9 protein-coding genes and 1 pseudogene are annotated in these 12,221 nt (G+C 68.6%); 2 read left to right on the top strand and 8 right to left on the bottom strand.

The window, feature by feature from the left end; all coding sequences use genetic code 11:
- Positions 1-11 precede the first annotated feature (11 nt).
- The gene (locus tag EV138_RS04670) at positions 12-3,350 is read left to right on the top strand and encodes a hypothetical protein (RefSeq protein WP_133977200.1); all 3,339 of its coding nucleotides are present in this window, start codon (positions 12-14) and stop codon (positions 3,348-3,350) included.
- A 159-nt stretch (positions 3,351-3,509) separates the two neighbouring features.
- On the opposite strand, the gene dusB is transcribed toward EV138_RS04670, so the two are convergent.
- From dusB to EV138_RS04690, 4 genes are read right to left on the bottom strand one after another with little or no spacing between them, the layout of a single operon-like run.
- The gene (gene dusB, locus EV138_RS04675; RefSeq protein ID WP_133977201.1) at positions 3,510-4,634 is read right to left on the bottom strand and encodes a tRNA dihydrouridine synthase DusB; all 1,125 of its coding nucleotides are present in this window, start codon (positions 4,632-4,634) and stop codon (positions 3,510-3,512) included.
- 1 nt (position 4,635) lies between these two features.
- Entirely contained in the window at positions 4,636-5,370 is a 735-nt protein-coding gene (locus EV138_RS04680) for a hypothetical protein (protein WP_238157955.1), read from the bottom strand.
- A gap of 2 nt (positions 5,371-5,372) precedes the next feature.
- The gene (locus EV138_RS04685; RefSeq protein ID WP_112245570.1) at positions 5,373-6,758 is read right to left on the bottom strand and encodes a glycine--tRNA ligase; all 1,386 of its coding nucleotides are present in this window, start codon (positions 6,756-6,758) and stop codon (positions 5,373-5,375) included.
- 46 nt (positions 6,759-6,804) lie between these two features.
- Complete coding sequence (locus tag EV138_RS04690; protein ID WP_133977202.1) at positions 6,805-7,101, bottom strand: antibiotic biosynthesis monooxygenase family protein; 297 nt, start codon at positions 7,099-7,101, stop codon at positions 6,805-6,807.
- 99 nt (positions 7,102-7,200) lie between these two features.
- Between EV138_RS04690 and EV138_RS04695 the strand changes: the two are divergent.
- Positions 7,201-7,533: pseudogene (locus EV138_RS04695) on the top strand (DUF6703 family protein); the annotation flags it as partial.
- 35 nt (positions 7,534-7,568) lie between these two features.
- Here the strand turns inward: EV138_RS04695 and EV138_RS04700 are convergent.
- From EV138_RS04700 to EV138_RS04715, 4 genes are all read right to left on the bottom strand, one after another.
- Positions 7,569-8,210: an SMI1/KNR4 family protein gene (locus tag EV138_RS04700; RefSeq protein ID WP_133977204.1), complete on the bottom strand. Its 642-nt coding sequence runs from the start codon at positions 8,208-8,210 to the stop codon at positions 7,569-7,571.
- A 311-nt stretch (positions 8,211-8,521) separates the two neighbouring features.
- Positions 8,522-9,079: a DUF305 domain-containing protein gene (locus EV138_RS04705; RefSeq protein ID WP_133977205.1), complete on the bottom strand. Its 558-nt coding sequence runs from the start codon at positions 9,077-9,079 to the stop codon at positions 8,522-8,524.
- 136 nt (positions 9,080-9,215) lie between these two features.
- On the bottom strand, positions 9,216-10,475 hold the full coding sequence (locus EV138_RS04710; protein WP_133977206.1) for a DUF1996 domain-containing protein: 1,260 nt from the start codon (positions 10,473-10,475) through the stop codon (positions 9,216-9,218).
- Positions 10,472-12,214 carry a discoidin domain-containing protein gene (locus EV138_RS04715; RefSeq protein WP_133977207.1) on the bottom strand — a complete coding sequence of 581 codons (1,743 nt, stop codon included), beginning with the start codon at positions 12,212-12,214 and terminating at the stop codon, positions 10,472-10,474. The genes EV138_RS04710 and EV138_RS04715 overlap by 4 nt, the downstream gene beginning before the upstream one ends.
- Positions 12,215-12,221: the final 7 nt, after the last annotated feature.

Genomic DNA, 12,221 nt, shown 5'->3' on the forward strand with positions numbered 1-12,221 from the left:
AGGATGTGGGGATGCAAGCGACCGAGCTTCTGCGCTCCCTCGACAGTCTTCCGTACGGCGAACGCTCTCGGCTGATCGCTCAGGAGGCCCAGCGGCTGCGCGGCACGCAGGAGCTCGTTGGCCTGCTCGAACAGCTGAGCCGCGGCGCCGCCTTCGAGCGCGTGCTCGGCCTGCAACTGGCCCAGATCGCCGGCCAGGCCGACTACGTGGCGCACCTCCTGGCCGACCCCGATCCCACCGTCCAGGCGCGCGCCCTGGTCGCGGTCTCGCGCGGTGTCGCGGTCTCGGACCAGACCCTCCACACCCTGTACGACGATGCGCCGGCCGCGCTGCGCGGCAAACTGCTCCGCGTGATCCGCCGGACCGGCCGGCACGAGCTCGCCACCCGGCTGATCGAGGAGCACCGGGACCGCTGGGGTGATCGCTCGGCCGCGGCCATCCTGAGCAGCACGGACAGCGCCACCGTCGGACGGCTCCTTCCCGAGCTGGCCTATTGGCTGTCCGCCGGCGAATGGCAGCGGCTCGCCGTCAAGCACCCGGCCGCCGTCCTCGCGTGTGCCGAGCAGACCCTCCCGACCGGAGCCGACTGGCAGGAGTGGTGGCAGGGCATCGCGTACGGCGTGGTCGCTCTGCTCGATCGCGACGACGTACAACCCCACCTGATCCTCGCCCTGCTCGACCGCGCGCTCCCTGCCAATCAGTTGCCTAGGGCAATCACTCAGGTCCTCGGCCGACTCATCGACCTCGATCGCGAGCTGGTACTGCGAATCCTGCTCACCCCCGATCGAGCGGCTCTGCTCGGCAACGCACTCACTCCGGCGGTGTGCCGCCGCCTGCACCGGTTCTCCGACGACGAACTCGGCGCGCTCGGCCGCCTGCTCTGGCCGAACGCGGCCGACCTGCTCGCCGACCTGCCGCCGTCGCGGCGTACTGCGGTTTTCGCGGCGATCACCGGCTCACTCGACCTCTCCCGAACCGACCTGCCCACCGCGCTCCTCGACGTCCTCCCGCAGAACCTCCGGCACGAGCAGGCCCGCCGGATGCTCGAACTGCCGATCGTTGCCGAGAACACCCGCCGCCGCTGGGAAGTCACCGCCTACCTCCCGTACGACGAGGCGTTCGCGCTACTGGAACCCGAGATCCGGCGTCCCGAGGCCGACGACCGAGTGACGGTCTATCGAGCCGTCATCTCGTCCGCCGGTCACAGTCGGCAACCCGCGGCGGTGCAGGCGGCCCTGTCCTGGGCGACGAGGGTTCGCAACGATCGCGAGCCGGTTCGCCAGGCCGTCCTCGCCGCGGCGGCCGCGCTACCGCCGTCCGTGCTGGCCGACGAGCACGTGACGCCGCTGCAGACCTTGCTGACCGATGCACTCGAAGCACGGGACACTTCCTGGCTGGTGCGCTCGGCGTTGAACCAGCTGGCGGAGTACGCCGTCCGGGAAGGTGCCCTGCGCAACCAATCGGCCTTGCTGGACTGGGGACTGGAGTCGCACGCCCGGCTCACCGAGAACCGCGGCACGGTCAATCTCTACGGCCTCATCGACGGACTGCCACGAGGTCGGGAACTCGCGGTCTACGAGGCACTACGCCCGTACGTCGAGGCGGCCGCGGCCCGTCGCGAGTTCGACCTCGCCTTCGCGATCGCGGCGGCTTTCGGTCGCCGGGGCTGGACCAACGAGCATCTGCACCGCGTGCTCGAGCAGGCCGTCTGGTCGAACAAGGAGTACGTCGTCGGCCGGGCTGCCGAACTCTGGCTGCAGCCCACCTCCACCCGGGCCGAGCGGGTCGGCCGGATCATCAAGCGGGACGTCGGAATGGCCCGCTGGGACGCTGTCTGGCGGGCCGTCACCGAGGTCCGCACCGACCTGCTGGACCCGGTCCTCGCCAAGCCCGAGCGCAGTCACCGCTTCGACCGCAATCAGCCGTCCTGGCAGGTCCCCGACTCGGCGCTCCGCCGCTGGCTCCCCCGCCAGCACGTCCGGTACGCCGACCTGCTGACCACAGCCGCCCGGGACAAGCGCATGTCCGACTGGTCCCGCGCCGCGGCCGTGTCGGCGCTCGGGCACCTCCCGGACATCGGTCGCGCCGCGGTCGACCCGTTCCTGACCAGCGACCAGGTGCTGCTGCAGGAGGCTGCCCTTGGTGCGCTGGCGTGGACCTCTCAGCCTGAGCTCGCCTTGCCTGCCCTACTTGTCCATGCCGGTGACGACCGCGCGCGGGTCGCCGTCTACGCAGCTACCCGCGCTGCACGGTTCGTCCGGCCGAGTCGGTTGGCTGCAGCCTTCCAGCCGTTGCTGGTGGGCGACGGTGTGAAGGTGACCTCTCGCAAGGAGGCTGCGCGGCTGCTGGGCGAACTGCGTGCACCGGGGGCGAGCGAAGTACTGACTGATGCCTGGGGTGGGGCGCATCGGGATGTGCGTGCTGCGATCACGAGTACCGCGTCGCAGTACTTGCTGCACGAGCCGGGTAGCTGGGCCCTGCTGCAGCAGGCGGTGCACGACTCCGATGCGACTGCTCTGGCGCTGACTGCTCGGCAGCCTTTGGACATCGCGGAGAAGTACAGAGCGCGCTACGGCGACCTGTTGATCGCTGTGACGGCCAGGTCTGAGCCAGAAGTGGTGGCCGCTGCCTTGGCGGCATTGGCTCGGTGGGGTCGCTGGATCCCTGCTGCTGCGGAGGTTTGCGGTGAGTTCGTCACCGATCTCTCGTCACGCAGCCCGAACTGGCGTACTGCGGTCGACGCGTTGGCGGCGATGGCTGGACGCCGGCACATCGGGGAGTTGGACGATCTGCTCGAGGTCGTCCGGTTGCTGCTGCGGCATGACGACGATCCGGGCGCACCCGACGGCGAGGCGGACCGCGACCGGCCGGCGTGGCGTCGGCTGACGGTGCTGGTGGATTCGGTGGAGGCCGCGGTACGGCAGCAACCGCTGGAGCGTCGAGCAGGACTGCGGATCCTTGCCGACGAGCTTTCCGGCGTACCGAGCTTCCTGCCCCATCGACTTCACCTTCTGGTCACCGCAACTTCGTGGGCGTCACCGGCCGACGATCTGCGGCAACAGGTGTCGCTCGTCGCTGATCGGCCGGTTGCGGCCAACTTCCTGAGCGAGTTGGTCAGGAACGCTCTGGTCAACTCCACCTGGCGACCCGCCGATCTGAGCGGTCCGGCCGACGAGCTGACGCGCACCGGCAACCTCGCCTCGGGCCTGCTCGCCTGCACGTTGGTCAGCGCCGCCGGCACGTACGCCGGCTGGCCGGCCGAGTGGCGCACCCGCTTGCTCGCCCTCCGCCGCCACCCGGACGCGGACGTCCAGCAACTTGCCATCCGCCAAGCAACCGCAGAGGAGTAGCACGGGGACCGGCCGGGTGCGGCGCGCTACCCCCGGGAGACGCGGATCCCGCCGCAGGCGGCGACGGCGGTCAGCGACCCGAGAGGCCGATCCCCGACGCAGGCGGAGGCGGCAGTCAGCCGCCCGAGACGCCGATCCCGGCGCAGGCGGAGGCGGCGGTCAGCCGCCGGAGACGCCGATCTCGGCGTCAGCCATGTCCGTGCTCAGGCCGTCGGTGTCGTCGAGCCAGCCGTGGGGCAGGACGACGTGGTCGCGCGGGCTGCCCTGGCGGCCGCGAGGTGCGCCGAGTTCCTGGACCGGGAAGGGAGCCGACGGGTCCAGCTGGGACAGCAACTCGTCCAGCTTGGCGAGCGAGTCGACCATTCCGAGGGCCGCGCGCAACTCACCACCGGCCGGGAAACCCTTGAGATACCACGGCACGTGCTTGCGGAAGTCGCGCAGACCGCGCTGCTCTCCCATCAGATCGGCCAGCAGCTGCCCGTGCCGCCGCATCACGGTCGCGACCTCACCCAGCGTCGGCAGATTCAGCGCCTCACCACCCGCGAACGCCACAGCCAGATCCCGGAACAACCACGGCCGCCCGAGACAGCCGCGTCCGACGATCACGCCCGCACACCCGGTCTCGGCAACCATCCGGAGCGCGTCCGACGCTTCCCAGATGTCGCCGTTGCCGAGCACCGGGATGTTCACGTGCTCGACCAGTTCGGCGATCTTCGTCCAGTCGGCCTGGCCGGAGTACGCCTGGGCCGCGGTGCGCCCGTGCAGTCCGATCGCGGCCGCGCCGGACTCCTCGGCGATTGTGCCCGCGTCGAGGTAGGTCTGGTGCGCGCTGTCGATCCCGATCCGCGTCTTCATCGTGACGGGAATCCCGTACGGCGTGGCGGCCTTCACCGCAGCCTGCAGGATCGCGCTGAGCAGGTTCCGCTTCCAGGGAAGGGCCGCGCCGCCGCCCTTCCGCGTCACCTTCGGCACCGGACACCCGAAGTTCAGGTCGACGTGCGCCACGCCGTACTCCGAACACAGCAGCTCGACCGCGCGCCCGACATAGACCGGGTCCACGCCGTACAGCTGCACCGAGCGGACGGTCTCGGAGTCGGCGAAGGTGAGCATGTCCAGCGACTTCTGATCACCCTCGACGATGCCGCGCGACGTGATCATCTCGCAGACGTACAGCCCGGCGCCCTGCTCGGCACACAACTGCCGGTACGCCGCGTTGGTGATCCCCGCCATCGGGGCGAGCACCACCGGGGTGTCGATCGTGAGAGCACCTAGTTGCAGAGACATGTCAGGCCTTCGTGACCAGGACCTGGCCGTTGCCGGAGACCTGGGCGCGGTACGGCTGGACGGCGTTGCCGGTACTCGTGACGTCGCAGGAGATGCCCTGCGAGGTGTGCTTCACGACCGCGACGTCGTCCATCGTGCAGGTCACCTTGGCGGCATCGGTGACGGTCCGTTGGACCGCGTCGACCACCTTGGCGCGCACGATCGGCACCGAGTCGGAGGTGAACTTGTAGGTCGCCGTGTACTGCTTGGCCTCGATCGTGAGCTTGCCCGGGTACGACTTACCGGCGTACGTCACCGTGCAGCTGAGGTCGTGCGTGCCGGGCTTCTCCGCGTCCTCGATGCCGGGGCAGGTGACCGTGGTGGTGGCGGCCTTGCCGGCCGCGATCTGGGCCTGCTTGGCGATCGCGAACCGGATCCGCTGCGCGAGCGGGGCATCCGAGGCGGGCTGGCCGGTCACCTTCGGCGTCGGCCAGGGCTTGGACGGCGTCGGCAACGGGGTCAGCGTCGGTGTCGACGCTGTGGGGATCGGCGCTGTCGACGAACCACCGGTCGGCTTGGACGACGGCGTGCCGCCCGCGTCCTTGGAGGGCGTGTCCGAACAGCCTGCAAGCGCCAGGGCACCAAGCAGCAGCGCGCCCGGAACGACAGCGCCACGCAGTACAGCGCCACGCCGCATGGCTCCACGCGACACAGCGCCGCGCAGTACGCCGGGCCGCTCGATCCCCGATAGGTTCATCGTCAGCAGCCCACCAGCCGCTGGGCCAGGTAACCGGTCACCTCGGTCAGCGCCACCCGCTCCTGCTTCATCGAGTCACGCTCACGAATGGTCACGGCCTGGTCGTCGAGGGTGTCGAAGTCGACGGTGATGCAGTACGGCGTACCGATCTCGTCCTGGCGGCGGTAGCGGCGGCCGATCGCGCCGGCGTCGTCGAAGTCGACGTTCCAGCTCTTGCGCAGTTCGGCCGCGAGGTCCTTCGCCTTCGGGGACAGGTCGGCGTTGCGCGACAGCGGCAGCACGGCTGCCTTGACCGGGGCGAGTCGCGGGTCGAAGCGCAGTACGGTCCGCTTGTCCACGCCGCCCTTGGCGTTCGGGGCTTCGTCCTCGGTGTAGGCGTCGAGCAGGAAAGCCAGCACGTTGCGGGTCAGGCCGGCCGCCGGCTCGATCACGTACGGCGTCCAGCGCTCGCCCTTCTCCTGGTCGAAGTAGGACAGGTCGACGCCGGAGTGCTTGGAGTGGGTCGACAGGTCGAAGTCGGTCCGGTTCGCGATGCCCTCGAGCTCGTCGAACTCCTTGCCGCCGAAGTGGAACTTGTACTCGATGTCGACGGTGCGCTTGGAGTAGTGGCTGAGCTTTTCCTTCGGGTGCTCGTAGAAGCGCATGTTGTCCGGGTTGAGCCCGAGGTCGAGATACCAGTCCCAGCGGGTCTTCAGCCAGTACTCGTGCCACTCCTCGTCCGACCCCGGCGCGACGAAGAACTCCATCTCCATCTGCTCGAACTCGCGGGTCCGGAAGATGAAGTTGCCCGGGGTGATCTCGTTGCGGAAGCTCTTGCCGACCTGGGCGATGCCGAACGGCGGCTTCTTCCGGGCGGTACCCATCACGTTCGCGAAGTTGATGAAGATGCCCTGCGCGGTCTCGGGCCGCAGGTAGTGCAGGCCTTCCTCGCTCTCGACCGGGCCGAGGTAGGTCTTCAGCAGGCCGTTGAACATCCGCGGCTCGGTGAAGGTGCCTTTGTTGCCGCAGTTCGGGCAGGCGATCTCGGCGAGCTTGACCTCGTCGGCGTCCTTGTTCTTCCGGCGGGCGAACTCCTCGCGCAGGTGGTCGTCGCGGAACCGCTTGTGGCACGACTGGCACTCGGTCAGCGGGTCGACGAACTCCTCCAGGTGCCCGGAGGCCTCCCAGACCTTGGTCGGCAGGATCACCGACGAGTCCAGCCCGACGATGTCGTCACGGCTCGTCACCATCGAGCGCCACCACTGGGTGCGGACGTTGTTCTTCAGCTCCACGCCGAGCGGTCCGTAGTCCCACGCCGATTTCGTGCCGCCGTAGATCTCGCCGCACGGATAAACGAAGCCTCTCCGCTTACTCAGGCTGACGACGGCATCGACGGTATCCACGGGCACTTTTCGACTCCAGATTGGTGGTACGAGAAAGGTCAAGGCTATCGGTTCAGCGGTGCGGCGCGAACTCGTCCAGATCGTCGTACGCCGTGGGCTCGTCGATTGCCTGCGAGAGCAGCGGTACCGCGGCCAGCTTCACCTCGTACGGCGAGAGCGCGCGCCGGTAGCTGCCGATGTTCACCCACTCCATGCTCAGGGCGAGCAACTCGGGATCGTCCGCGTTCCGGCCGGTCCGGGCGGCCACGAAACCCTGCTGCCGCGACAGCACCTCGACAGCGGTCTCCAGCCGGCCCACGAACTCCGCCTGCGCCGACTCCTCGACCCGGAACCTGATCACCACGAACACCCGCGCCACCCTACGGCGTCACACCCCGTAACCCCCACCTCACCTCCCTTTTCACGCCCCTCACGCTCGAGGAGGTGAGGGCCCCGCCCCTCCCCGCTTCGCCCGCAGGGAACAATGGGCACCATGAGTTCCTCCAGCAGCCAGCCGGTCAGCCCCCTCCGGGCCCGAATCACCAAGGCGAGCTACCCGGTCGTGGCGCGGCTGCACGGCATGCCGAAACTCACCCTCCCCGGCATCACCCTGGTCCTCGCCCTCATCGGCGTCTTCGCCCCACTCCCCGTCGGCGTACCGGCCCTCCTGCTCCTGGCGCTACTCCTCTGCTGGCTCGGCTTCCTCTCCTGGCCGGTCGTCACCACCGGCCAACGAGCGATCCGGATCTTCTCGGTCCTCGTCATCGTCCTGTTCGCCGTCAAACGCATCGCAGACGGCTGACCCGAGGCCTCCACGCGGCCGTCGATGACACTTCCTCAGTCCCACACCGCGGACCACCGCAAATAGCCGTCGTCCAAGTCGGCCAGCCGCGGCGACAGTCGCTTCTCCGGCCAGACTGCTCCACTCGAGTAGCTCTGCAGAGCGGGGCGTCGGTCGACGAACGCCCCCGCGACATCGTCGAGCATCTCGCCGACGCCGTTCCACCACGGCGCCGACGCCCCGCCGCCTTCGGCGTACCACTCCCAGACACACCCGAACTGGTCACCATCGCGCAAATCGACGTACAGAAGACCCGCGTCACCCGCCACCGCGATCGGCAGGAAGCTGTCGAGCCAGTCCGTCGTCGGTCGCCCGGCCGGCTGGCCGTCGCCCGGCCAGGGGCCGGAACCATGGATGTGTCGCTGAATCTTCTGCAGCATTTGCCGGTTGGACAGCATGTCTTTGACCGGAACCAGGTTGTAGAGCGTCGGGATGAGCGAACCCCGTACTGCGCGGTGCTCCGTTCCGTTGGCCAGCTCGAGCAACTCGACCAAATCAGCCGGGAGCGGCCGGTTGACCGCAGCTTCGAGGTAGCGAAGGTCGACGGCCGTCGCAGGCGGGTTGATCAGGGTGGCCGTGGTCGGGTGGTGCGCTGCGAGCCAGCCGGCGATCCTCGGCCACGACGTGGAGACGGTCATGCGATCGGCCAGCTCCAATTCTGTACGGCAGTCGACCGATGGAAGGTCAGCGAGCGAATCACAGGCCGCAGCATACGGAGTACGAAGTCCACCGATGGCCGGCCGCTCATCACCCCAGCACAAATCCAACTGCCGCAGGCGGTCCACCGCGGCGAGGCGAAGTCCGATCCACTCTTGGGCGGGCGCTTCGGGGGTCTGTGCGCCGGGCAGGGTTGCGTAGCCGGGTTGAGTCGCGACGGAGGAGCGGCGTGCTGGAGTGGGTGGGTCGAGCGGGCGACGTCAGGAGGTCGCGAAGCGGGCCGTCGTACGGGTTAGAGGGTGGCTAGGTGTTTTAGCTGGGTGGCTCGGGTGTGTTCGATTGAGGCGGCCAGGGTTTTGACTGCGTGTTCCTGGCCGGCGGTGCGGATGCTTCGGGCAACGATGATCGACTGTTCGAGGTGTTCTTTGAGGTTCTTCTCGAAGAGGGTGTCGAAGGCGGGGCCGGTGGTGTTGCTGAGGGCAACGACTTCTGGTTCGGTCATCATGCCGGGCATGTCGTGGCCTTCGTGCTGGTTGGCGGTCGGGGCCTTGGCGCGGGTGCGGAGGGCGATCAGCTGGGTGAGCTCGGTCTGATGCCCGGCCGCCATCGAGGCGGCGAACGCCCGTACTGCGAGGTTCGCGGACTGCTGCTTCGCCATCGCCAGGACGCGCAGCAACTGCTGGTCCATCGGGATCATCAACTCGATCCAGGCCAGGTCGGTCGGATTGAAGGCCGGGTCGGTCTCGACCACGGTGGTGGCGGGCGGCGGGGACGCTGCCGATGAATCGCCACAGCCGCTGGTCACGCCCAGTAAACCAAGCAGCACAGCCATCACCGCAAGGGCTTTCATCGGCAGACTCCTTCGGAAGGGTGGCCGGGCGGGTCCTTGGGACGAGGACCCGCCCGGCGGTCAGGCGGGCTGCGGGCGAACCGTTGCCCGATGGTCAGCGGGCTACGGGTGACTGCCGGCCTGCGGTGCGCCTGGGTCAGGGATGACCGTTGGCGCCGCACTTGATGATCGGGCGGATGCAGTCGTTGACGCGGCGTTCCATCTCGGCCGGGGGCCAGGCGTTGAAGAAGTCGCCGTGCATCGTGTAGCCACCACCCGACGCGAGCCGGAAGCCGGCCGTCGGGCCGTTCACCGGATAGCGCAGGACCTGGCGAAGCTTCGGCACCGGCACCGGGTGGCTCGCCGGGCACTCGCCGTTGACCGGATACGCCATGTGGCTCTTGTGATCGGGCGAATCCAGGTCGCGCCCGTTCCAGCACTGCGGGAAGTCCAGGTAGGACTCGAGCATGCTGCCGGCCGGGCAGGTGATGAAGTCGTGCCCGGCCCCGGCGTCACCGGCGTGCAGGCAGGACCAGCGGGAGATGGTGTTGTCGTTCGGGCCGGTCGCCTTCGCGTTGCCGGCCACGATCCGCAGCCCGAACGGCAGCGGCTGGGTCCGGGCGATCACATCGTCGCGGACGCCTTCGCCCAGGTAGTAGAAGGTGGTCCCGGTCGGCTCGACCGGCTGGTTGTTGACGTAGAGCGTCGGCACCCAGTACGACGACTTGTCCTCCGCCGGGTTGCAGCTGGTAGGCGAGTTCACCAGGTCCTGCACGGTGGTGTTCGCGTTCGTCACGGTCGCGCCGAAGAAGCTGTGCAGGTGCGAGGCACCCGGCAGGTTGGGGAACACGATCGGGTCGTCCGGCAGGCCGTGGGTGAAGGGGCAATCAGCGAGGAACTCGGCCACCCGGACGATCGGCCCGCCTCCCGGCGTACCGCCGAACACCTGGAACTCGAACAGCGAGGCTCCCCATTGCGTCGCTCGCTGGGTGACCAGGACCCGCACGTACCGACCGTTGCCATCGACAACGAGATTCTGCTCGCCGCCGGCTCCGGTGGTGGTCGAGTAGGCGGTCACCCACTCGTTGCCGTCGTTGGAGGTCTGGAGCTGGAAACCCTGTGCGTACGCCGCTTCCCAGCGCAGCAGCACCCGGCTGAACGCCTGGGACGATCCCAGGTCGATCCGGAGCCACTGGTTGTCGGCGAAACTGCTGGCCCAGCGAGTGCCGTTGTCGCCGTCGACAGCCGCGGCGGCGGGGAAGGCGGCGCTCTCCACAGAGGAGGCGAGAGTCGGACGTCCTTGGGACAGCAGAGTTTCAGCGGCCTGCGCAGGCCGGCCGGTGCTCACCAGGTAGGCACCGAACAGCGCGAGCAGCATCACGAGCAAGGTGCCGAATCGAAGCACAGAGCGCTTCATCGGTAGACCCGCACGTAGTCGACGAGCATCCGGGACGGGAACGGCGTCGCCGAGTTCGGCGGGCCGGGAAAGTCGCCGCCGACGGCCAGGTTGAGGATCAGGTAGAACGGGTGGTCGTAGATCCACGGACCACGTGTCGCCTCGAGTTGCGCCTTGTCGACAGTGAACACGGTGGTGCCGTCGACCTGGTAGGTGATGCTGGTGGAGTTCCAGAGCATCGTCCAGGTGTGGAAATCTGCTGCGAAGTCGGCGCCACCCGGCAGGCCGTACGAACCGCCGTACCCGCCGGCGCCGTTGTAGGCCGGGGCGTGCAGCGTCGAGTAGGCCTTGGTCGTTTCGCGGCCGAGGATCTCCATGATGTCGATCTCGCCGTTGTACGGCCACGGGCGGCCGGTCAGGAAGTCCGAGCCCATCATCCAGAACGCAGGCCAGAATCCGTTGCCCTTGGGCACCTTGATCCGGGCCTCGATCTTGCCGTACGTCGTATCGAACTTCGTCCCCGTGTTGATCCGGGCCGACGTGTACTGGCACGTCCCGCTGCCGCTGACCGGGTCGATCGGGCACGCCGAGCCAGGCGTCACCTCACGACGGGCCTCCAGTACCAGATGGCCCTGGCCGTCGGTCTGGACGTTGTTGTTGTCGGTGTAGACCTGCAACTCGCCGTTCTGGCCGTTGCCCGGGTCGGCACGCCACTTGCTCGCATCCGGCTTGGCACCGGCGGCGCTGTTGAACTCGTCGGACCAGATCAGCTGCGGCGGGTTCGCCGGGTCGGCCGGCGGGGTCGGCGGCGTGGTGGGCGCACCGCCCGTGCCGTAGACCTGGAACTCCCACAACGAGTAGCCGTACGGCGTATTGCGCTGGGTGCCGTACATCCGCACATACCGGCCGGTGCCGGTGATGTTCAGCGTCTCCTTGAACCCAGGGCCGTTGGTCGTCGTGTAGATGGGCGTCCAGTTGGCCGCGTCGTTGGAGACCTGGATCTGGTACGACTTCGCCGACGCCGGGTCCCACTGCAGGATCACCTTGTCGATCTGGGCGGTCGCGCCGAGGTCGACGTAGATCCAGCCCGGGTCGACCCAGCCGGTGTCGGTCGTGGTCGCCCAGCGGCTGGCCGGGTCGAGGTCGAAGGCTCTGGCCGGTGTGCATTCCCAGCAGTTGCCGTCGCTCTGCTGCGACGAGGCGACACCGGGCTTGTTGTACGACAACAGCTTGCTGCCGGGCACAGTGCCGCTCGTGCTGCCGAAGACCTTGAACTCCCACAGCGAGTAGCCCCACTGGGTTGCGCGCTGCGTCCCGAGCAGTCGGACGTAGCGGCCCGAGCCGGAGACAGTCAGCGTCTGGTTGCCGCCGGCTCCGGTGGTGGTGCTGTAGACGGAGGTCCAGTTGTTGCCGTCGGCAGACGTCTGGAGCTGGAAGGCCTTCGCGTACGCCGCCTCCCAGCTGAGCTGGACCTGGCTGATGGCGGCGGTCTGGCCGAGGTCGATCTGGAGCGACTGCGGGTCACTGAAGGTGCTCGACCAGCGGGTGCCGGGGTCGCCGTCGACGGCGGCGGTGGCCGGGAAGGCGACGCTTTCGGTCGAGGAGGCGGTGACGGGCTTGCCTTGGGACAGCAGGGCGTCGGCGGCGTTCGCCGAGGGGCTGACGACCAGGGCGATGAGGAAGCTCATCGCGACGGCGAGGAGAGTCGCGGTCCTGAGGCGGCCGCGGTGGCGGGCAGGGGGCGGGGCAAGCGTCTGCATGGGCATC

Origin of the sequence: Kribbella voronezhensis, assembly GCF_004365175.1 — a bacterium.
Taxonomy (GTDB): Bacteria; Actinomycetota; Actinomycetes; order Propionibacteriales; family Kribbellaceae; genus Kribbella; species Kribbella voronezhensis.

Coding starts and splice junctions, on each gene's coding strand:
- EV138_RS04670 (WP_133977200.1), top strand. CDS start 12: ATGCAAGCGACCGAGCTTCTGCGCTCCCTCGACAGTCTTCCGTACGGC.
- dusB (WP_133977201.1), bottom strand. CDS start 4,634: ATGTCTCTGCAACTAGGTGCTCTCACGATCGACACCCCGGTGGTGCTC.
- EV138_RS04680 (WP_238157955.1), bottom strand. CDS start 5,370: ATGAACCTATCGGGGATCGAGCGGCCCGGCGTACTGCGCGGCGCTGTG.
- EV138_RS04700 (WP_133977204.1), bottom strand. CDS start 8,210: ATGACCGTCTCCACGTCGTGGCCGAGGATCGCCGGCTGGCTCGCAGCG.
- EV138_RS04705 (WP_133977205.1), bottom strand. CDS start 9,079: ATGAAAGCCCTTGCGGTGATGGCTGTGCTGCTTGGTTTACTGGGCGTG.
- EV138_RS04710 (WP_133977206.1), bottom strand. CDS start 10,475: ATGAAGCGCTCTGTGCTTCGATTCGGCACCTTGCTCGTGATGCTGCTC.
- EV138_RS04715 (WP_133977207.1), bottom strand. CDS start 12,214: ATGCAGACGCTTGCCCCGCCCCCTGCCCGCCACCGCGGCCGCCTCAGG.